Origin of the sequence: Streptomyces sp. NBC_01267 (assembly GCF_036241575.1) — a bacterium.
GTDB lineage: Bacteria > Actinomycetota > Actinomycetes > Streptomycetales > Streptomycetaceae > Streptomyces.
Genome location: NZ_CP108455.1, coordinates 459,032 through 480,544, shown reverse-complemented (window position 1 = coordinate 480,544; position 21,513 = coordinate 459,032). Strand labels below are relative to the sequence as shown.

Annotated in this window: 18 protein-coding genes; 15 read left to right on the top strand and 3 right to left on the bottom strand. The window is 72.2% G+C overall.

Going from position 1 to position 21,513, the window contains the following annotated elements; translation table 11 throughout:
- Position 1: 1 nt before the first annotated feature.
- The gene (locus tag OG709_RS02340; protein WP_266644493.1) at positions 2–1,168 is read right to left on the bottom strand and encodes a Rieske 2Fe-2S domain-containing protein; all 1,167 of its coding nucleotides are present in this window, start codon (positions 1,166–1,168) and stop codon (positions 2–4) included.
- A gap of 160 nt (positions 1,169–1,328) precedes the next feature.
- On the opposite strand from OG709_RS02340, the gene hsaA reads away from it, so the two are divergent.
- Positions 1,329–2,498 carry a 3-hydroxy-9,10-secoandrosta-1,3,5(10)-triene-9,17-dione monooxygenase oxygenase subunit gene (gene hsaA, locus OG709_RS02335; RefSeq protein ID WP_250300088.1) on the top strand — a complete coding sequence of 390 codons (1,170 nt, stop codon included), beginning with the start codon at positions 1,329–1,331 and terminating at the stop codon, positions 2,496–2,498.
- 64 nt (positions 2,499–2,562) lie between these two features.
- Here hsaA and OG709_RS02330 read toward each other — a convergent pair whose 3' ends face one another.
- Positions 2,563–3,789, bottom strand: coding sequence for an alpha/beta hydrolase family protein (locus OG709_RS02330; protein ID WP_250300087.1), 1,227 nt, complete (start codon positions 3,787–3,789; stop codon positions 2,563–2,565).
- A gap of 325 nt (positions 3,790–4,114) precedes the next feature.
- Between OG709_RS02330 and OG709_RS02325 the strand changes: the two genes are divergently transcribed.
- The 5 genes from OG709_RS02325 (at position 4,115) to OG709_RS02305 (ending at position 10,032) form a co-directional block, all read left to right on the top strand.
- Entirely contained in the window at positions 4,115–4,891 is a 777-nt protein-coding gene (locus tag OG709_RS02325) for an SDR family oxidoreductase (RefSeq protein WP_250300085.1), read from the top strand.
- 123 nt (positions 4,892–5,014) lie between these two features.
- Positions 5,015–6,175 carry a steroid 3-ketoacyl-CoA thiolase gene (locus tag OG709_RS02320; protein WP_329164584.1) on the top strand — a complete coding sequence of 387 codons (1,161 nt, stop codon included), beginning with the start codon at positions 5,015–5,017 and terminating at the stop codon, positions 6,173–6,175.
- Between the two features lie 6 nt (positions 6,176–6,181).
- Entirely contained in the window at positions 6,182–8,422 is a 2,241-nt protein-coding gene (locus tag OG709_RS02315; protein WP_329164582.1) for an acyl-CoA dehydrogenase, read from the top strand.
- An 87-nt stretch (positions 8,423–8,509) separates the two neighbouring features.
- On the top strand, positions 8,510–9,382 hold the full coding sequence (locus OG709_RS02310) for a MaoC/PaaZ C-terminal domain-containing protein (RefSeq protein ID WP_326695409.1): 873 nt from the start codon (positions 8,510–8,512) through the stop codon (positions 9,380–9,382).
- On the top strand, positions 9,379–10,032 hold the full coding sequence (locus tag OG709_RS02305; protein WP_266644499.1) for a PaaI family thioesterase: 654 nt from the start codon (positions 9,379–9,381) through the stop codon (positions 10,030–10,032). Before OG709_RS02310 ends, OG709_RS02305 begins: the two co-directional genes overlap by 4 nt.
- Before the next feature lie 92 nt (positions 10,033–10,124).
- On the opposite strand, the gene OG709_RS02300 is transcribed toward OG709_RS02305, so the two are convergent.
- Positions 10,125–11,765: a class I adenylate-forming enzyme family protein gene (locus tag OG709_RS02300; RefSeq protein ID WP_329164580.1), complete on the bottom strand. Its 1,641-nt coding sequence runs from the start codon at positions 11,763–11,765 to the stop codon at positions 10,125–10,127.
- A gap of 165 nt (positions 11,766–11,930) precedes the next feature.
- On the opposite strand from OG709_RS02300, the gene OG709_RS02295 reads away from it, so the two are divergent.
- From OG709_RS02295 to OG709_RS02255, 9 genes are all read left to right on the top strand, one after another.
- Positions 11,931–12,692, top strand: coding sequence for an SDR family NAD(P)-dependent oxidoreductase (locus OG709_RS02295; protein WP_266644503.1), 762 nt, complete (start codon positions 11,931–11,933; stop codon positions 12,690–12,692).
- Between the two features lie 40 nt (positions 12,693–12,732).
- Positions 12,733–13,977: an NADH:flavin oxidoreductase gene (locus tag OG709_RS02290; RefSeq protein ID WP_250300062.1), complete on the top strand. Its 1,245-nt coding sequence runs from the start codon at positions 12,733–12,735 to the stop codon at positions 13,975–13,977.
- A gap of 62 nt (positions 13,978–14,039) precedes the next feature.
- Positions 14,040–15,692 (top strand): AMP-binding protein, encoded by a 1,653-nt coding sequence (locus OG709_RS02285; RefSeq protein ID WP_266644504.1) that lies wholly within the window; start codon positions 14,040–14,042, stop codon positions 15,690–15,692.
- A gap of 48 nt (positions 15,693–15,740) precedes the next feature.
- Positions 15,741–16,907 (top strand): acyl-CoA dehydrogenase family protein, encoded by a 1,167-nt coding sequence (locus tag OG709_RS02280; protein ID WP_250300051.1) that lies wholly within the window; start codon positions 15,741–15,743, stop codon positions 16,905–16,907.
- Entirely contained in the window at positions 16,904–17,851 is a 948-nt protein-coding gene (locus OG709_RS02275) for a bifunctional MaoC family dehydratase N-terminal/OB-fold nucleic acid binding domain-containing protein (RefSeq protein ID WP_250300041.1), read from the top strand. The genes OG709_RS02280 and OG709_RS02275 overlap by 4 nt, the downstream gene beginning before the upstream one ends.
- Complete coding sequence (locus tag OG709_RS02270; RefSeq protein WP_266644506.1) at positions 17,851–18,981, top strand: acyl-CoA dehydrogenase family protein; 1,131 nt, start codon at positions 17,851–17,853, stop codon at positions 18,979–18,981. Before OG709_RS02275 ends, OG709_RS02270 begins: the two co-directional genes overlap by 1 nt.
- Positions 18,978–19,397, top strand: a complete 420-nt coding sequence (locus OG709_RS02265) for a MaoC family dehydratase (RefSeq protein ID WP_374211246.1) — start codon at positions 18,978–18,980, stop codon at positions 19,395–19,397. The genes OG709_RS02270 and OG709_RS02265 overlap by 4 nt, the downstream gene beginning before the upstream one ends.
- Positions 19,394–20,569: a lipid-transfer protein gene (locus tag OG709_RS02260; protein ID WP_250300031.1), complete on the top strand. Its 1,176-nt coding sequence runs from the start codon at positions 19,394–19,396 to the stop codon at positions 20,567–20,569. Before OG709_RS02265 ends, OG709_RS02260 begins: the two co-directional genes overlap by 4 nt.
- Positions 20,566–21,459, top strand: a complete 894-nt coding sequence (locus OG709_RS02255; protein ID WP_250300027.1) for a MaoC/PaaZ C-terminal domain-containing protein — start codon at positions 20,566–20,568, stop codon at positions 21,457–21,459. The genes OG709_RS02260 and OG709_RS02255 overlap by 4 nt, the downstream gene beginning before the upstream one ends.
- The last annotated feature ends 54 nt before the right edge of the window (positions 21,460–21,513 follow it).

Sequence of the window (21,513 nt, the reverse complement as noted above, 5' to 3'; positions counted from 1 at the left end):
GTCACCGCGACGGCCCACTTGCGGCGCCCTCGGACGCCTGGCGGGCGAGGTTGTCCTCGACCTCCTTGCGCCACGCCTCGACGGGGCGCTCCGTGTCGAGTTCGAACTCGTACCGCTCCACCATCTCCGGCCGGACATCGGCGACGTCCACGTAGAACTGCTCGTACCAGCGGCGCAGTTGGTAGACCGGGCCGTCCTCCTCGCAGAGCAGCGGGTTGTCGATGCGGGTCTTGTTCTGCCAGATGGCCACGTCCTGCTCGAAGCCGATCCTGATGAAGTCGGCCATCTTCGCGGCCATTTCGTCCGCGGCGTCGCCTTCGAGCGCGTCACTGCGCTCCACCATCACGCCGTACTGGAGCACGAAGGAGTTCTCGTCCACCGGGTAGTGGCAGTTGATCAGGACGGAGTTCAGGTCCATCCGGTCGTAGTGGTAGGTCAGTTCGTCGATCATGAACGACGGCCCGTGGTAGGCGGCCACCGAGGTGTTCCCGAGGAGTTTCGGTTCGTCGCCGGTCGCGGCGGGGCGCCGGTCCTCGCGGCCGACACCCTTCTGGAACTGGCTCGCCACGTGCCCCTCGAAGACGTTCTTGAAGTACGTCGGGAAGGAGAAGTGCACATAGAAGAAGTGCGCCATGTCCACCACGTTGTCGATCACTTCGCGGCAGTTGCTCCTGACCGTGATCTCGCTCCAGAGCCAGTCGGTCCAGTCGTCCCTGCCCGCTCCCGCCATACGGGGGATCGTCACGTCCGGCGGCGGCGGATTGCCCTCGGGATCGTTCCAGAGGAACAGCAGACCGTCCTGCTCCATGGTGATCCAGGCGGCCGTGCGCGCCCTGAGCGGGACCCGGCGGCTGTACGGGATCTGCCGGCAGCGTCCGTCGCCTCCCCACCGCCAGTCGTGGAAGGGGCAGGCCAGCGCATCGCCCTTGACGGTGCCCTGCGACAGGTCACCGCCCATGTGCCGGCAGTAGGCATCCAGAACGTTCAGCGAGCCGTCACCGCTCCGGAAGACGACCAGCTTCTGCCCGAAGGCGTGGATCGCGTGCGGCGAACCGTCCTTGAACCTCGCGGCCGTGCCCAGACAGTGCCAGCCACGGGCGAAGCGGGCCGGGGCCGCCGCTGCCTCGATACTGCGGACGCCGTCGTTCTGAGACTCCACTGCGGTCATGCTCACCCATCCCTTGAGAGCCCGGATTCCTCCTCCCGAAACGTAGGCGCCGGTGACGCGCGGCAACCGCCGAGTCCCACTGACCGGAACCGCCCGGGGCGCCGGGCGGTGACACGGCGCACCATCGATCCCGGCAGTTCCGACACACCTGGGAGGACACATGGCGAGCAACGGCGTTCTGGAGTCGGTCCGCCCGCTGCTCCCCGCCATCGCGGAGCGCGCGGGAGCGACGGACGAGAACCGGGTGGTGCCCGGTGAGAGCGTGCGCGAACTGCGTGCGGCCGGATTCTTCCGGATGCTCCAGCCGAAGCGGTACGGCGGGGCCGAGAGCGACCCCGTGCACTTCTACGAGGTGGTCAGGGAGGTCTCCGGCGCCTGCGCCTCGACCGGCTGGGTGGCCTCCGTGCTCGGTGTGCACGCCTGGCAGCTGGGGTTGTTCCCCGAGCGCGCCCAGGACGAGGTGTGGGGGCCCGGCCCGGACACGCTGATCTCGTCGTCGTACGCCCCCGTCGGCCGGCTCACCCCGGTGGACGGCGGGTACGAGCTCAGTGGCCGCTGGAGTTTCTCCTCGGGCTGCGACCACGCCTCGTGGGCGCTGCTGGGCGCGCTGCTGGTGGGCGCCGAGGGCAAGCCGGTCGACTTCATGACGGTCCTGGTGCCACGGGAGGACTACCGCATCCTGGACGTCTGGGACGTGATCGGGCTGCGTGGCACCGGCAGCAACGACATCGCCGCCGACCGGGTCTTCGTCCCCGCGCACCGGACCCTGCGCAACTACGAGCACTCCAGGCTGCGCGGGCCGGGGCAGCGGGTGAACCCGGGACCGCTCTACCGGATGCCGTTCGGGGCCGTCTTCACCTCGGCGATCACCGCACCCGTCGTCGGCGCCGTGGCCGGGTGCTACCGGTCCTACGTCGACGCCATGCGGGAGCGGTCCCGGCGGAGCCTGGGCGGAGGGCGGTTCGCCGACGACGGATTCGCCCAGGTCGCGGTGGGGCGTGCCGCCTCCGAGATCGATGCCGCCGTCCTCCAGACGGACCGCAACATCGGTGAGCTGTACGCCTGTGCCACGAACGGCGGTGAGATCCCCATGGAACTGCGGCTGCGGACCCGCCGCGACCAGGTGCGCGGCACCGAACGGGCGCTGGAGGCCGTCGACATCCTCTTCAAGACCGCAGGGGGGAACTCCCTGCGGCGGGGGAACCCCGTCGAGCGCGCCTGGCGGGACGCGCACGCCGGGAGCGTGCACGTGGCGAACGACGTGGAGCGCACCCTGGCCATGTACGGCCGGGGCGCGTTCGGTCTCACCGTCGAGGACAACCTGCTCTGAACCAGTACCGGGGCCTGCGCGAAGCCGGCCGCGCCGCTCGCGCGTGAAGGCCCCGGTGCCCGGCTCAGCGCGAGGCGTTTGGCCGGTGTTGCGAGAACAGGGCGTCGGCGAACCTCTCGGCGTCACCCCACGAGGCGGCGATGGAACCGCGGTGGTCCGCACCCGGATACACCCGGTAACTGACGTCGCGTGACGTCTTGCGCAGACTCTTCACCAGGTCGTCGGTGGTGGACCTCGCGACGAGCTGGTCGTCCGCGCCCTGCGCCACGAACGTGGGCACCCGCAGTTTCAGTCCGCCCGTCTCCTGCTTCTTCAAGTAGTCGGTGAGCGGCGCGACATCGGCGTCCGGCTTGAAGACGTCCTCGGGCGGGATCGTCGCCGCCACCTCACGCACGCTCTCCAGACAGCCGGTACGGGCGGCGGTGATCAGCGGCAGGGCCTTCTTGGTCAGCAGGTCCTCGGGGACGACCGCCGGATCCGCCGCCGCCGCGCCGAGCAGCAGCGGGGGCAGGAAGGCCACGGAGGCCTGGGCGCCGGGACCGCCGGCACGGATGTACGGCACGGTCTGGCTCACTTCCCACCCACCGGGGGCGATGGCGACGGCGCCGACCAGCTGCACGTCCTTGCCGGTGGAAGCGGCGGCGGCCGAGAACAGCGCCGCGTGACCGCCCTGGCTGTGCCCCACCGCGAGCCAGCGACGGCCCACCCGCGGGTCGACCCTGCGGGCCGCCCTGACCAAGTCCACGACCGTGTTCGCCGCGCTGCGGCCGTTCAGATAGGGATGGTCGCCCGGGGTTCCCAGGCCCTCGTAGTCGGTCCGTACGACCGCGTAGCCGTGTGTCACCCACTGGTCGAGGGTCTGGACCTGCTGGGCGAGCTGTTCGTGCTCCGGGCCGTCCGGGGTGTCGGCCGACGGGGCACAGATGTCGGCCAGTCCCGTGGTGCCGTGCGCCCAGCTGATGACCGGCCAGCCGCCCGGCGGCGGTGGTGTCTTCGGCAGGGACACCGTGCCGGACACCACGATCCGGCGTCCCTGGCTGTCCTCCGACAGATAGGTCACCGTGCGGTTCTCGGCCGCGCTCGGCAGCGCCGCCACTCCGGTCAGTGTCCGTTCGGTGAGCAGCGAGCCGCGCTGACCGGGGAGGGTTCCGGCGGCCGTGTCCGAGACCGGGGCCGGGGCATGCGGTTCGTGGGCCTGCGCCGCGAGCGGGGTGAGTCCCGCGAGGACGACGGTCGCGACCGCGGTGACGACCGTGATCCGGCCGCCCGGCGGCCTGAGAGCTGATCCCATGTGTCTCTCCTGATACGAGGGGCCGACTGATCCGGCGAGGCCCGTTGCCCGTCCCGGGGGCGGGAACCGGCCGGAATTCCTTGCGAAAGCCAGCCAACCGCTCCCCGGGCGGTGCCGGGGCGCCGGTCCCACTGAGCGGTCACGGCGCGGGGCATACGTCGCGCCGGTTCGGGATCTCCTCTCCCGGTGAGCGGGAGGGAGCCCGCGCGGGGTGCGGCCCGCCCGCTAGCGTCCGGCCGTCGGCCGCCCGTCCTGCTTGCGCGGCCCGCCCGGCCGGACCCCACCGGCACCCTTCACCGGCCGGCACTGCCACCGAGGAGAACCCATGACACGTCATGTCGCCGTCACCGGCGCCGCTTCCGGTATCGGCCACGCGCTGGCCGCCCTGCTCACCGCGCGCGGTGACGAGGTGATCGGCGTCGACCTGGCCGACGCCGAGGTCTGCGCGGACCTCTCCACGCCCGACGGCCGCGCGAGCGCCGTCGGCGGAGTCCTGGAACGCTGCGACGGCGTCCTCGACGCGCTCATCACCTGCGCCGGGGTGGCGGCGCCCGGACGGCTGATGATCAGCGTCAACTACTTCGGGACCACCGAGCTAGTGACGGCCCTGCGCCCGGCCCTCGCCGCGGCCGACCGGCCCCGGGTCGGCGTGGTCGGCTCCATCTCCGGTACACAGCAGGGCGATCCGCGGATCGTGGCCGCCTGCCTGTCCGGTGACGAGTCCCTTGCCACGGCGCGGGCGGAGGAGGCGGTCGCCCGGGGCGACGCGCGGCAGCTCTACCCCTCGTCCAAGGCGGCGCTCGCCCAGTGGCTCCGGCGCACCTGCGTCTCACCGGGCTGGGCCGACGCCGGGATCCCGCTCAACGCGGTGGCCCCCGGCGTGGTCCTGACGCCCATGTCCGCGGAACTCGTCGCCGACGAGCGGATGCGTGAAGTGATGCGGGAAGCCGTCCCCATGCCGCTGAACGGATACGCGGACCCCGAAACCGTGGCACACGCCCTGGCCTGGCTGACCGCGCCGGAGAACTCCCACATCACCGGTCAGGTGGTGTACGTCGACGGCGGCGCCGAGGCCACGCTCCGCGGACCGGAGCAGTTCTGACACCCGGGGAGCATGTCTGACGCCCCGACAGAAACGGGCGACCTTCCCTTGTACTGAACGAGAATTGATTCTAGTTTTGTGGTGGCCGCCGCTGTGTCGCGGCCACCACTGCGAGGAGGACCCATGCCTGAGGCCGTCATCGTCGAAGCCGTACGCACCCCGGTCGGACGCCGCCGGGGCGTCCTGTCGGGGCTGCACCCCGCGGAACTGCTCGGCACGGTGCAGCAGGAGGTCGTGGCACGCGCGGGCGTCGCCCCGGACCAGGTGGGCCAGGTGATAGGCGGCTGCGTCACGCAGGCGGGGGAGCAGTCCAACAACGTCACCCGCACCGCGTGGCTGCACAGCGGCCTGCCGTACACCACCGCCTGCACCACCGTCGACTGCGCCTGTGGCTCGTCCCAGCAGGCCGTCCACCTGATCGCCGGGCTGATCGCGTCCGGCGCCGTCGACATCGGCATCGGCTGCGGTGTCGAAGCCATGAGCCGGGTGTTCCTCGGCCAGGCCAGTACGCCGGAAACGGGATCACCCGTACCGGAGAGCTGGGCACTCGACCTGCCCGATCAGTTCACCGCGGCCGAACGGATCGCCCGCAACCGCGGGATCACCCGCCAGGACGTCGACGCCTTCGGTCTGGCCTCCCAGCGCAAGGCCGCCGAGGCCTGGGCGGCGGGCCGGTTCGACAGCCAGATCGTTCCCGTACGGGCCCCTGTCCTGGAGTCCGGGGAGCCGACCGGCCGGACCGCCGTCGTCACCCGGGACCAGGGGCTGCGGGAGACCACCGCGGAGGGGCTGGCCGGGCTGCGTCCCGTAGTGCCCGACGGCATCCACACCGCGGGCAACTCCTCGCAGATCAGCGACGGGGCGGCTGCTGTACTGCTGATGAGCGCAGAACGGGCCAGGGAACTCGGGCTGCGCCCGCGCGCCCGGATCGTCGCCTCCGGCATGGTCGGCGCGGACCCGTACTACCACCTCGACGGGCCCGTCGCGGCCACCGAACACGTACTGCGCCGGGCGGGGATGAAACTCTCCGACATCGATCTGGTCGAGATCAACGAGGCGTTCGCCTCCGTGGTCCTGTCCTGGGCGCGGGTCCACCGGGCCGACATGGACCGGGTCAACGTCAACGGCGGCGCCATCGCGCTGGGACACGCCGTGGGCTCCACCGGTGCCCGGCTGCCCACCCAGGCCCTGCACGAACTCGAACGGTCCGACAAGTCGACCGCTCTCGTCACCATGTGCGCCGGCGGTGCCCACGCCACGGGCACCATCATCGAACGGATCTGAACCACCATGACCATGGGACTGACCGAGGAGCACCGCGACCTGCGGGACTCCGTCCGTGCCTTCGCCGCACGGCACATCACCACCACCGTCGTCCGCGCCGCCGCCGACGCCGGGACCGAGCAACTCCCGCCGTTCTGGGCGGCCCTGGCCGGACAGGGGCTGCTCTCCCTGCATCTTCCCGAGGACATCGGGTCCGGCTACGGCATGCTCGAACTGGCCGTGGTGACAGAGGAATTGGGCCGCAACCTGGCCCCCGGCCCCTTTCTGTCCACGGTGCTCACCAGCGCCGTCCTGGACCGGGCGGGCCACCGGGACCGGCTGGCGGGGCTGGCCGACGGCAGTACGGTCGGGGCCACCGCCCTCGCCCCGGGCACCCTGACGGCGACCCGGGACGCGGCGGGCACCCTGCGGGTCTCCGGCACCTCCGCGCCGGTACTCGGCGGCGGGCCCGCCGATGTGTTCGTCCTGCCGGTCGAGTCCCGCGGCCGGACCCGCTGGGCAGTGGTGGCCCGTACGGACGCCGAGGTCACCGCCGTCGACAGCCACGACCCGACACGCCGGCTGGTCCGCGTAGCCCTGCGGGACCTGGAACTCTCCCCGGAGCGGCTGCTCTCCGGAATCGACCCCCGGCTGCCCCTGGACCTCGCCGCCACGCTGTTCGCCGCCGAGGCCTCCGGGCTGGCCGACCGGGCCACGTCGACCGCCGCCGAGTACGCGAAGGTCCGCGAGCAGTTCGGGCGGCCGATCGGACAGTTCCAGGGGGTCAAGCACCGCTGCGCCCGCATGGCGGCCCGCGCCGAACAGGCCCGCGCGTGCGCCTGGGACGCGGCCCGCGCCCAGGACCCCGGCGCCGTCGGGACCCCCGAGGAGGCCGCCCTCGCCGTGGCGGTCGCGAGCGCCACGAGTGTCGAGGCGGGCTTCACCACCGCGAAGGACTGTGTGCAGACCCTCGGCGGCATCGGCTTCACCTGGGAGCACGACGCGGGACTGTACCTGCGCCGCGCCCAGACGCTCCGCATCTTGCTCGGACCGACCACCGGCTGGCAGCGCCGGGTCGCCGCACTCACCCGCGCCGGTACCCGTCGCAGGTTCTCCGTCGACCTGCCGCCGGAGGCCGAGACGGTCCGTGCCGGGACCCGGGCCGAACTCGCGCCCGCCATCGCGCTGGACGGCGCGGAGCGCACCAGCTACCTGGCGGAGCACGGCTACACCGCCCCGCACCTGCCGGCCCCCTGGGGCAAGGGCGCCGACGCGGTGGCGCAGCTCGTCATCGCCGAGGAGCTGAGCGCGGCGGGGCTGGAACCCGCCGACATGATCATCGGTGGCTGGGTGGTACCGACCCTCATCGAGCACGGCAGCGAGGAACAGCAACGCCGCTTCCTGCCGCCGACGCTCCGCGGCGACCTCGTCTGGTGCCAGCTGTTCAGCGAGCCGGGAGCCGGATCCGACCTGGCCGGGCTCAGCACCAGGGCGGAGCGGGCCGAAGGCGGCTGGCGGCTCACCGGGCAGAAGGTGTGGACGTCCATGGCGCGCGAGGCGGACTGGGGCATCTGCCTGGCCCGCACCGACGCGAGTGTGCCCAAGCACCGGGGGATCTCCTACTTCCTGGTGGACATGCGCAGCCCCGGCATCGACATCCGTCCGCTGCGTGAACTCACCGGCGAGTCCCTGTTCAACGAGGTCTTCCTGGACGACGTCTTCGTCCCCGACGCCCTGCTGGTCGCAGGTCCGGGAGACGGCTGGAAACTCGCCCGCACGACGCTGGCCAACGAGCGCGTCTCGCTCTCGAACGACTCCTCGCTCGGCTCCGGAGGCGAGGAACTGCTCGCACTCGCCGGCCGGGACCCCGGCGAGGAACGGCTCACGGTGCTCGGCCAGATCCTCTGCGACGCCCAGTCGACCGGGCTGCTCGGCCTGCGCCAGACCCTGCGCTCGCTGGCCGGCGGGCAGCCGGGGGCGGAGTCCAGCGTCGCCAAGCTCCTCGGTGTGGAACACATGCAGCAGGTGTGGGAGACCGCGATGGACTGGCAGGGCGCCGACGCGCTGACGGTGGCACCCGCCTGCGACCCCGGCCCGGAAGAGCCGCGTCCGCCGGTGCGGGCGGACCGGCCGCGCACCGCCACCTGGATGTTCCTCAACACCCGGTGCCTGTCGATCGCGGGCGGCACCACCGACGTACAGCTGAACATCATCGGCGAGCGCCTGCTGGGACTCGCCCGCGATCCCGCTCCGGTACCGCGCGGCTGACCGGTCGACCCCACGAGCGCGGCCGACGCCGTCCGGCACCGGCCGGACAGCGAACGAATGAAGCGAAGAAACGAAGGAATACAGACGATGCCGATCGATCCCGACAAGGCGCTCGGGGCCACCACCCCGGCCGAGCGGGTGAGCTGGACCGTGCGGGACGTCCTCCTGTACCACCTCTCGCTGGGCGCGGGCACGCACGCCGCCACCGACCCCGAACTCCCGTACACCTACGAACGCGGGCTCCGCGTACTGCCCACCTTCGCCATGGTGGCCGGCCGTGGACCGTCCGCCGGGGAGCGGGCGGCGGCGCCGCTCGACCTGCCCGGCCTCGACCTCGACCCGCGCGGGATGCTGCACGCCGGACAGGCGCTGACCCTGCACCGGCCGCTCCCGTCCTCGGGCACCGCGGACATCACCACCCGAGTGGCCGGGCTCCGGGACAAGGGGAAGGCCGCGCTGGTCACCCTCGAACAGATCGCGGCCGACCCGGACGGCGCCCCGCTGTGGACCGCCACCATGGACATCTGGGCCCGCGGCGAGGGCGGCTTCGGCGGCGACCCGGGGACGGAGGCCCCCTGGCGGGCCCCCGATCGCGCGCCGGACCAGGTCGTCGACGTACCGACCACCCAGGGACAGGCACTGCTCTACCGGCTCAACGGAGACCTCAACCCGCTGCACGCGGACCCCGCGTTCGCAGCCTCCGCGGGCTTCGAACGGCCCGTCCTGCACGGGCTGGCGTCCTACGGAGTGCTGGCCAAGACCCTGGTCGACAGGGTGCTCGACGGCGACACCGACGCACTCACCGGACTGTCGGTCCGGTTCGCGGGACCGCTTCTGCCGGGCGAGACGCTCCGTACGGCGGTCTGGCGCGAGAACGGTGCGCTCACCCTGGAATCGACCTGCCCGGAACGCGACGGCGCGCCCGTGCTCAGCCGGGCGACCGCCGAGGTGACGTCATGACCGCGGAGCCCGGAGTGCACACCGCCCGGCCGCAGGACAGCCGTCCGGCCCTGACCGCCGACACCCGGGACACCGGCGTCGACGCCGCGGTGGCCGCCGCCCGCAGGGTGATCGCCGCCCTGCTCGCCGCGGGCGACGCGCCCGGCGCGGACCTCGGCCGGGTGACGAGCACGCTCCACGAGGTCGCCGACCATCTCGACGAGCACGCCCCGCCGTTGAAGGAACGGCTCGTCACCATGTGGGCCGGGGAGGGCGTCACCCGCCACGACCCGGTCACCGGCCCGGAGAACGCCATCGCCCCGCCGCTCGTGCTGCGGGGCAAGGACGACGGTTCGGTGACCGCCACCACCACGCTGGGCCTGCCGTACCAGGGGCCGCCCGGGTACGTGCACGGGGGCGTCTCGGCGCTCCTGCTCGACCACACACTCGGCGTGGCCAACCACTGGGGCGGCCCGTCGGGCATGACCGCCGAACTGACCCTGCGCTACCACCGGCCGACCCCGCTGTTCGAACCGCTGACCGTGACGGGCCGTCAGACATCGGTCGACGGACGCAAGATCAGTACGGCCGGCGCCATCACGGCCGCCGGAAAGGTCTGCGTCAGCGCGGAGGGGCTGTTCATCGCCGTCCAGCCGGAGCGGCCACGCTGAGACGGTGACGAACCGGCCGCACGGGCGTGACCGGCGTACGGGGGCGGGGCGCCGGATCCATCCGGCGCCCCGCCCCCGTACGCCGCTGTCCGTCAGAGCCGGACGTCCCGGCGTACGACCTTCCCACTGGCCCCGCGCGGCAGCTCCTCGCCGGTGATCCGCCACCGGGACGGCACCTTGTAGTGGGCCAGCCGCTCGCGTGCGTACGCCGTCAACTCCCGCTCGGTCGGCGCCGGTTCGCCCTGCGTCACGACCACCGCGCCGACCTCCTGCCCCAGGTCCGGATGGGGCACGCCCAGGACGATGCACTCCCGCACCCCCGGGTGCTCCGCCAGGACGTTCTCGATCTCGGCCGGATAGACGTTCTCGCCACCGCGCAGAATCAGGTCCGAACGCCGGCTGGTCAGCCGCAGCAGGCCCCCGTCGATCCGGCCGATGTCACCGGTGTGCAGCCAGCGCCCGGCCCGGACCGTCTTCGCGGTGGCTTCCGGATCCTCCCAGTAGCCCAGCATGTTGAACGCGCTGCGCACACACACCTCGCCCTCCTCGCCCTCCGGAAGGGCGTTCCCTGCGGGATCCCGGATCTCCACCGAGACGGTGACGTTCGGCCTGCCCAGCGTGCCCGGGAACTCGGCCAGCTCCGCCGGGGTGGCCGCGGCCACCCCGGTGGACGTCTCGGTGAGTCCGTAACTGTCCACCAACGCCTGCCGCGCCACCGGCAGCGCCTCGCGCAGCCGGTCCTTGAACGCCGGTGACGACGGTGCGGAGGCGAGCGAGAAGGCGGTCAGTGACGACAGGTCGTAACCGGACAGATCGCCGTGCTCGACGAGCCGGTGCGCCATGGTGGGCACGGCGCCCCAGTTGGTGACCCGCTCCCGCTCGATGAGCCGGAGCACCTTGTCCACGTTGAACGCACCCCGGTGCATCACCACCGTGCCGCCGGCCGCGAGCTGGGGCACCACCAGATTGTGCAGACCGGCGATGTGGAAGAGAGGCAGCGCCAGCAGATGGCGGCGCGCGGCGGCGGCCGGTCCGCCGTACTCCTGCGCGCGCGAGTTGCTGAACGCGTGGAAGTCCACCACGGCCAGGAGATTGCGGTGCGAGTGCACCGCGCCCTTCGGCAGGCCCGAGGTGCCGCTGGTGTAGAGGATGACGGCCGGGTCGTCCTCGGCCACGTCGCAGGACGGCAGCGCGGCCTGCGGGTATTTCCGGGCGAGGAGCGGCACGTCCGTCTCGACGCTCAGCACGGGCACCCGCGGATCGTCGATCAGCGCGGCCCGCTTGGCGTCCGCGATCACCACCGTGGGCCGGACATGTCCGATGCCGTAGGCCAGTTCACGCCCCGACCACCAGGCGTTGAAGCCCACCGCGACGGCCCCGATGGACACCGCGGCCCAGAACGACATGATCCACTCGGGCGAGTTGGCCGCCGCGATGGCCACCCGGTCGCCCTTGCGCACTCCGTGATCCGTACGCAGCGACTCGGCCAGCGACGAGACCAGCGCGGCATGCCCCGTGAAGGTCAGCCGCTCGTCCGTGGTGACCACGTAGTCGCTCTCACCGTGGCGCAACGAGTCGGCGAGCAGTTCGTGCAGCGCTCTGCGACGGTTCTTGAACACCGGCATCCGGGCGCCGAGAACCTCCTCGTCGACGAGTTCGAACGGTTCGCCCGGTCCGGTGGGACCGGCTGCTGGGGCGGAAGGAACCGCATGCTGATCCGTCGGCCTGGCCATGGCACATCTCTCCCTCGGTGACGTCGAGCCCGTGCGCCGACATTGTGGCCGCGACACCCGAACCCGCCGGGCGGCCGGTCCCGATGAGCGGGACAGCCCCGACCACCCGCACCACGCCGCCCCGATGATGGGGCACTCCAGGAGATGATCACGGGAGGAACACCCATGGGAACCCTCGCGGGGAAGGTCGCACTCGTCACCGGCGCAGGCCAGGGGGTGGGCCAGGGAATCGCATTGGCGCTGGCGGCCGAAGGCGCGGACATCGCTGTCGTCGGACGCACCCGCGCCCGCTTGGAGACCACCTGCCTGACGCTGCGGGAACGCGGTGTGCGAGCAGAGGCGTACGTGTGCGACGTGAGCCGCACCGAGACGATCCCCGCAGTCGTCGACAGCGTGGTCGCCGACCTCGGAGGTGTGGACATTCTCGTCAACAACGCCTACGACGGAGCTTACGGGCGCCTGCTGTCCATGACCGAGGACGACTTCCGACGGGGTTTCCACAGCGGGCCGTTCGCCGCCTTCGCGTTCATGAAGGCCTGCCATCCGCACCTCAGGAGGAACGGAGGGGGCAGCATCATCAACCTGGTCAGCTCGGCGATGGTGCGCTGGGATCCGACGACGTACGGAGCCTACGCGGCTGCCAAACAGGCCCTGCGCTCGCTGACACGCACCGCGGCGGCCGAATGGGGCGCCGACGGGATCAGGGCCAACTCCATTGCCCCGCACGCACTCTCGCCCGGCCTGAAGAGCTGGACGGAGACCAACCCGGAGGAGGCGGAGGCGTTCCGCCGGACCATTCCCCTGGGATACATCGGTGACTGCGAGCAGGACATCGGCCGTGCGGTCGTGATGCTCGCGGGCCCCGACGCCCGCTACCTGACCGGCGCCACCGTTCCGCTCGACGGCGGCCAGGCCCACTTCGGATGACCACACGCCCCACGCCCCGCGCGTGGACGGAGGAATCTTCATGAGCCCTGAGACCCCCTCGACCCCTGACGGCCCCGCGGTGCCCGACGTACTGGCGCCCGCCCGTCTCGGCCCGGTGCAGCTGCGCAACCGCATCATCAAAGCGGCCACCTACGAGGCCCTGAGTTACCGCAGCAGGGTCACCGAGGAACTGATCGAGTTCCACCGCAGGTACGCCGCAGGCGGTGTCGGGATGACCACTGTTGCGTACTGCGCGGTCGCACCCGAGGGACGCACCGACCGCCACCAGCTCCTCTGGGAACCGGAGGCAGCGCCCGGCCTGCGCAAACTCACCGAAGCGGTCCACGCGGAGGGCGCCGCGGTCTCGGCGCAGATCGGGCACGGCGGTCCCGTCGCCAACCCGAAGGGCAACCGGCTGCCCGCGCTGTCGCCGTCCCGCCAGTTCCACCTCACCTCGCTGAGCTTCGCGAAGGAAGCCACCCGCGACGACATCAGCCGCATCACCCGCGCCCACGCGGACGCCGCCCGGATGGCCGCCGACACCGGTTTCGACGCGGTGGAGATCCACCTCGGCCACAACTACCTGGCCAGTTCGTTCCTCAGCCCGAAGATCAACCACCGGACCGACGGCTACGGCGGCAGCCTGAAGAACCGGGCCCGGTTCGCCCGCGAGATCACCACGGCGGTGCGGGAGGCGGTCGGCGACCGGATCGCGGTCCTCGCCAAACTGAACATGGACGACGGTGTCCCCGGCGGCATCTGGCTCGACGAGGCGATCCCGGTCGCCCAGTGGCTGGACGCGGACGGCTGCCTCGACGCACTCGAACTCACCGTGGGCAGCTCGCTGCTGAACCCGATGTACCTCTTCAAGGGCGACGCGCCGCTCAAGGAGTTCGCCGCCGTCATGCCCCAGCCGGTCAAACTCGGCGTGCAGCTCTTCGGGAAGCAGAAACTGCGCAGCTACCCCTACCAGGACGCCTACCTCCTGGAGGACGCCAAACAGATCAGGGCCGCGGTGAAGACGCCGATGGTGCTGCTCGGCGGAGTCACCGACAAACCCGTCATGGACCGCGCCATGGCCGAGGGCTTCGAGTTCGTCGCCATGGCCCGCGCCCTGCTCCGCGAGCCGGACCTGATCAACCGCATCCGCGCGGACGAGAAGACCCGCTCCCTGTGCATCCACTGCAACAAGTGCATGCCCGCCTCCTTCAACGGAACCCGCTGCGTCCTGGTGGAGACGAGCAGCCCGCGCGGTGACAACTGGGGCCGCACCACGGTCTCGTGAACGGCTCCACGACCACTCCGCCCCCACGGCGGACAGCGAAGGCAGAGGAAGGAGACAGAAGGGTGCAGCACGACACGATCGCCGACCTGCTGCTCGACCGGCTCGGCGACAACCGTCCCGGGCTGCGGACCCGCGAACGGACCTGGACCTGGGACGACGTGGTGAAGGAGAGCGCGGCCCGCGCCGCACTCGCCACGGAGCTGCGGACCGAAGGCCCCTTCCACATCGGGATCCTGCTGGCCAACGTCCCCGAGTTCCTGTTCTGGCTCGGCGGCGCGGCGCTGAGCGGCGCGACCGTCGTCGGGATCAACTCCACCCGGCGCGGCCCCGATCTGGAACAGGAGGTCCGGCACACCGACTGCCAGCTGCTGATCACCGACCGGGCCGGCCAGGAACTCCTCGACGGGCTGGACACCGGGGTTCCGCCCGACCGCTTCCTGCTGGTCGATGACGCGTCGTACACCGCCCGGACGCTCACTCCGGCAGCCCCGCGGAAGGCCCCGGACATCGCACCGGACACCCGGATGCTGCTGCTCTTCACCTCGGGCACCACGGGGGCGTCCAAGGCGGCGAGCTGTTCCCAGGGGCGGCTCGCGGCCCTCGGCCACTCCAACAGCGCCAAGTACGACATCGGCCGGGACGACATCAGTTACTGCTGCATGCCGCTCTTCCACGGCAACGCGCTGATGGCCCTCTGGGCGCCGTCGCTGGCCGCGGGCGCGTGCGTCGCACTCGTACCGAAGTTCTCCGCATCGGGTTTCCTGCCCGACGTACGCTTCCACGGCGCGACCTACTTCACCTATGTCGGCAAGGCGATCGGCTATCTGCTCGGCACCCCGGAGAGCCCCGACGACCACGACAACCCGCTGACCCACGGCTTCGGCACCGAGGCCTCCCCGGAGGACCAGGCGGCCTTCCGGCGCCGGTTCGGGGCGCGGCTCTTCGAGGGGTACGGATCCAGCGAGGGCAGCGGCATGATCCGCCTCGACCCCGACGCCCCGCCGGGCGCACTGGGCCGCCCCGCCCACGACGGGGTGGCGGTCGTGAACCCCGAGACCTTCGAGGTCCGCCCGCCGGCCCTGCTCGACGCGTACGGCCGCGTCACCAACGCCGAGGAGGCGATCGGCGAGATCGTCGACCGGCACGGCGCGGCCAAGTTCGAGGGCTACTACAAGAACGACGCGGCGAACGCCGAACGCGTCCGCAACGGCTGGTACTGGACCGGAGACCTCGGCTACCTCGACCCCGACGGCTGTCTGTACTTCGCGGGCCGCTCCGGCGACTGGATACGCGCCGACGGGGAGAACACCTCCGCCCTGCTCGTCGAACGCATCCTGCGCCGCCACCCCCAGGTCCTCGCCGCAGCGGTGTTCGGCGTCCCCGACCCCCGCTCCGGCGACCAGGTGATGGCCGCGCTGGAAGTCGCCGAAGGCACCGCCTTCGAGGACCTGCGGCTGCCGGAGTTCCTGGACCGGCAGGACGACCTCGGCACGAAGAGCGCACCACGCTTCGTCAGGCTCTCCACCGAGCTGCCCACGACGGGCTCCAACAAGCTCCGCAAGAAGGAGATGCAGCTCGTCGGCTGGCACACCGACGACCCGGTGCACCGCTGGGCGGGCCGCGACCGGCCCGCGTACGCCCTGATGACCGGCGAGGACAAGCAGCGGCTGCGCGAGGAGTTCCTGCTGTACGGCCGCCGGCGCTTCCTTCCGTAGCCCGCCCTTCCCGGCCCCTGGGGGCCGCACCAGATTGAGAGCACATCCATGGACCTGCGCGAGACACCAGCGCACCGCCGGCTCCGCGAGGAGCTGCGGACGTACTTCGCCGGACTGCTCCCGGCCGACGAGCGACGCCGGGCCGGCGAGGCGGGAGTCGGCGGCGACCGCTTCCGCGAGGTGGTTGCCAGGCTCGGCGCCGACGGCTGGCTCGGCATCGGCTGGCCCGAGGAGTACGGCGGTCAGGGCCGCTCCGTGGCGGAGCAGTACGTGTTCTTCGACGAGGTGCAACGGGCCGGGCTGCCGTTCCCGTTCGTCACCGTCAACACGGTCGGCCCGACGCTGATGGCGTACGGCACCCCCGAACAGAAGAAGAAGTTCCTGCCCGGCATCCTCTCCGGCGACATCGTCTTCGCCATCGGCTACACGGAACCCGGCGCCGGGACCGACCTCGCCTCGCTGACCACCCGGGCCGTACGGGACGGCGACGACTTCGTCATCGACGGCAGCAAGATCTTCACCAGCGGCGCCAACACCGCCGACCACATCTGGCTCGCCTGCCGCACCGACCCCGGCGCGCCCAAGCACCGGGGCATCTCCGTCCTCACCGTCCCGACCACCGACCCGGGGTTCTCCTGGAGCCCGATCCGCACGGTCGGCGGCCTGCTGGTGACCGCCACCTACTACAGCGGCGTCCGGGTCCCAGCGGGCCATGTGGTCGGCGAGGTGAACGGCGGCTGGCAGCTGATCACCACACAGCTCAACCACGAGCGCATCGGACTCGCCGCGCTCGGCGGCCGGACCATCGACCTGTGGGAGCAGACCCTGGAGTGGGCCAAGGAGAACGGCCTCGCCGAACTCCCTTGGGTCCAGCGGGACTTCGCCCGCAGCTACGCCAAGCTGGAGGCGATGCGCCTGATGAACTGGAAGATGACGGGCGAGGTCGCCCGCTCCACCCTGTCCGGCGCCGACGCGGGCGCGGCCAAGGCGTACGGCACCGAGACGCACGTCGACGTACAGCGCACCCTCACCGGCATCCTCGGCGCGGCCGGCCGGATCCGCCCCGAGTCACCCGGCGCCGCTCTGTCGGGACAGGTCGAACAGCTCTCCCGGCAGGGCATCGTGAACACCTTCGGCGGCGGTGTGAACGAAATTCTCCGCGACCTGGTCGCCACCAACGGCCTGGGCCTGCCGCGGCGGAGGAGGAGCGCATGAGCGACGTGTACGAGAAGCGGCTCCAGGCCTTCACCGGACGCGAACTGCGGCCGGTGACACCCGGACCCGACCCGGTCAACGTACCGATGATCCGGCACTGGGCCGAGGCGATGGGCGACAGCAATCGCGTGCATCTGGACGACGCAGCGGCGCGGGCCGCCGGCCGCCCCGGCGTGGTCGCCCCCGCCTCGATGATCCAGGCATGGACCATGCCCGGCTACGCCGCCGCCACAGCCGCCGGTGACCAGGGAGCCTTCGGTGAACTGACCGGGCTGCTCGCCGAAGGCGGATACACCTCGGTGGTGGCGACCGACTCCGAGCTGGAGTTCTTCCGCGAACTGGTCCCGGGCGACCACATCTCCGTGACCGAGGTCGTCGAGGCGATCTCCCCGCAGAAGACCACCGCGCTGGGCGAGGGCCGGTTCGTCACCACCCTGAAGACGTACACCGACGCGCAGGGCGGGACCGTCGCCACCCAGCGCTGGCGCACCCTGCGGTTCCGGCCGCGGAACACGCAGGCCCAGGAGCCGCCCGCGCTGCGCCCGCGGCCCGCGCTCAACAGCGACAACGCCTTCTGGTTCGCTGCCGCCCGGGAACACCGGCTGGTCATCCAGCGCTGCACGGGCTGCGGTGCCCTGCGCCATCCGACCGGGCCCTGCTGCCCGGACTGCCACTCCTTCGACTGGGACACCGTCGGGGCCGCGGGCGGCGGAACCGTCCACAGCTTCACCGTCAACCACCACCCCCGCCACCCCGCGTTCGACTTCCCCCTGGTCGTGGCGGTCGTCGAACTCACCGAGGGCACCCGGCTGATCGCCGGCCTGACGGGTGTCGAACCGTCCGGCGTGCACGTCGGCATGGACGTCGTACTCGACTGGACCGACCCCGATCCGGAGCTGTCACTGCCGGTGTTCCGGCCGCTCGCGCAGGAGGAAGCACACTGATGGACTTCACGCTCGACGAGGAACTGCTGGCGGTCCGCGACCTCGCGGCCGAGATCTTCACCGACCGGGCCACCTCCGCCCGGCTGCGTGAGGTGGAGAGCGGGCCGGACCGTACCGACCCGGAGCTGTGGGCGCAGCTGGCGAAGGCCGGGCTGCTGGGCATCGTGCTGCCCGTGGACGCGGGCGGGGCGGGCCTCGGACTCGGCGCGTTCAGCGTGCTCCTGGAGGAGCAGGGACGCCGTGTCGCACCCGTACCGCTGTGGTCGGCCGGGGTCGGCGCCCTGGCGGTCGCCGCGCACGGCACCCCCGGGCAGCGGGCCGCGCTGTTGCCGGGGGCCGTGGACGGGAGCGGACGGCTCACCGTCGCACTGGAGGAGTTCGGTCCGGCGGACGCGGCCCACCCCGCGTGCCGGGCGCGGGCCGTCCCGGTGGACGGCGACGGACCGGCGGCCTGGCGGCTGACCGGGACGAAGGCCGCTGTCCCCTCACCGTTCGGGGCCGGGCACGTCCTGGTCGCGGCCACCGCCGAGCAGGGCACCGGGCTCTTCCTGGTCGAGACGGACACCGAGGGGGCCCGCTGGGAGGCCGCCGAGACCACGACGTACGACCTCAGCGGGCATCTCGTCCTGGACGACGCCGCCGCGCAGGCCGTGGGCACCCCCGGAACCGGTGTGCTGGAGTGGCTGCTCGACCGCGCGTCCGTCGCCCTCTCCGCCGTCCAACTGGGCGTCGCACAGGGTGCGTTGGCACATGCCGCCACCTATCTCAGTGAGCGGGAGCAGTTCGGCAGGCCGCTGGCGACCTTCCAGGCCGTGCAGCACCAGCTCGCCGACTGCTACATCGACATCGACGCGATGCGGGTGACCCACTGGCAGGCGGTCTCCGACCTGGAGGCGGGCGCGGAAGCCGCGCGGGCGGTGCTGGTGGCACGGTGGTGGGCGAACGAGGCGGGCCTGAACGTGGTCCACCGGGTGCAGCACGTGCACGGCGGGATCGGCGTCGACACCGACTACCCGGTGCACCGGCACTTCCTGTGGGGCAGGCAGATCGCGGGCACCCTCGGCGGCGCGGGGGCCACCCTCGCGCAGCTCGGCGCCGAACTCGCCGGCGGCGGACCGGTGACGCCGTGACGGCCCGCGCCCGAACCGGGCCGGCCGTCGGCGACACCCTCCCCGAGCTGTCGGTTCCGCTCACCCGGACGATGATCGTGGCCACCGCCCTCGCGAGCCGCGACTTCCAGGACGTGCACCACGACCCGGATTCGGCCGTCGAGCGAGGGTCGGCGGACATCTTCATGAACATCCTGACCACCAACGGCCTGGTCGACCGGTTCGTCAGCGCGTGGGCCGGACCGTCCGCCGTCGTCAAAGCGATCCGCATCCGGCTGGGCGTCCCCAACCACCCCGGCGACACGATGGTCCTCAGCGGCACCGTGACCGCCGTGGACGCGGGCCGGGCCGAGATCCGGGTCCGCGGTGACAACCGCCTGGGCAGCCATGTCACCGGCACCGTCGTCGTCCAGTTCGCGCAGGAGGAATCCCGATGAACGCCCTGTCCGGCGCCGCCGCCATCGCCGGTATCGGCGCGACCGAGTTCTCCAAGAAGTCCGGGCGCAGCGAACTGCGGCTCGCCTGCGAGGCCGTGCTCGCCGCCGTCGCGGACGCGGGGCTCACACCGTCCGACGTCGACGGGCTCGTGACCTTCACCTCCGACACCAGTTCCGAGATCCACATCGCCCGCAACACCGGCATGGGAGAGCTGAAGTTCTTCTCCCGCGTCGGCTACGGCGGCGGGGCCGCGTGCGGAACGGTGCAGCAGGCCGCCATGGCCATCGCCACCGGGGTGGCCGAAGTCGTGGTCTGTTACCGGGCGTTCAACGAACGCTCCGGCGAGCGCTACGGGCTCGGCCAGGCCGACCGGGCCATGGACACCGGCGCCGACCGGGCCGCGTACTCCTGGATGACACCGCACGGCCTGAGCACCCCCGCCCAGTGGGTGGCGATGTTCGCCCGCCGCTACATGTACGAATACGGCGCCACCAGCGAGGACTTCGGCCGGGTCGCCGTCGTGGACCGCAAGCACGCGGCGACGAACCCGGCGGCCTGGTTCCACGGCCGACCCATCACCCTGGCGGACCACCAGGCCTCCCGCTGGATCGCCGAACCGCTGCGGCTGCTCGACTGCTGCCAGGAGACCGACGGCGGCCAGGCGCTCGTCCTGGTGTCGGCCGAGCGCGCCCGCGACCTGCCGCATCCCCCGGCCCAGGTCCTCGGCGCGGCACAGGGATCGGGACGCGACCAGCACATGATGACCAGCTACTACCGGACCGGGGCCGCAGCCATCCCCGAGATGGGTCTGGTCGGCGAACAGCTCTACGCCCAGAGCGGCCTCGGCCCCGCCGACATGGACGCCGCCGTCCTCTACGACCACTTCACCCCGCTGGTCCTCCCGCAACTGGAGGAACTGGGGTTCTGCGCGCCCGGCGAGGCGAAGGACTTCATCGCCGACGGGCACCTGGAAATCGGTGGCCTGCTGCCCACCAACACCCACGGCGGCCAGCTCGGTGAGGCCTATCTGCACGGGATGAACGGCATCGCCGAGGCGGTCCGCCTCATCCGCCGCACCTCCGTCAACCAGCCACCGGACGTGGGCCATGTGCTGGTGACCGCGGGCACCGGCGTACCCACCAGCGGCCTCGTCCTGGGCGCGGCCGGGTGAGCGCGCCGGAAGGGACCGGGGCGGGTGCCTGGCGGGGCCGTCCGCTGGGGGAGCGCACCGTCTCGTACGAGGAGAGCGACGCGATCCTCTACGCCCTGGCGATCGGCGCGGACGCCACCGACCTGGACCTGGTCTTCGAGGAGCGCCTCAGGGTGCTGCCGACGTTCGCCCTCACCCTGGCCCAGTGGGCCCCCGACGCGCTGGGCGCGCTGGGCGCGTTCGACATCCGCACCGCGGTGCACGGCGCCCAGCGGCTGGAGGTGCTGGCTCCGCTGCCGCGTGCCGGGAAGGTGGCGATGCGGGCGTACGTCGGGGACGTGTGGGACAAGGGCTCGGCCGCGGTGTTCGACGTCGTGGTGGTCAGCGACTTCTCCGTAGCGACCTGGTCCCTCTTCGCGCCGGGCCGCGGCGGGTTCGGCGGCGAACGCGGACCGTCGGCGCCGGCCGTCCCGCCGGGGCCGACGGACCACCGGACCGAGGTGGCGACGGCGCCGAACCAGGCGGCGCTCTACCGTCTGCTCGGCGACCGCCACGCCATGCACATCGACCCGGAGGCGGCCCGCGCGGCCGGGCAGCCGCGGCCGTTCCTGCACGGTCTGTGCTCGCTCGCCGCGGCGACACTTCCGCTCGCCCGGTACGCCGGCGCCCATCCGGCCGACCTGGTCCGGCTGGAAGGGCGGTTCGCCGCCCCCGTCTTCCCGGGCGACCTCCTCACGGCACACACCTGGGAGCCCACCGACGCAGCAGCCTCCCCGGACCTGCGCTTCGAGCTCCACAACGGCGGGCGGGCAGCGGTCTCGGGGGGACGGGCGGCGTACCGGACCGGTCGGGCGGCGGATACGGAAACGGCGGACGCCCCCCGTCAGGTGGGGGCGTCCGCCGAGAAGTGAGGGGCGCTCCGGGCGCCCGGTGCTCCTCCCCGACCGGTGTCACCGCCGGTCCGC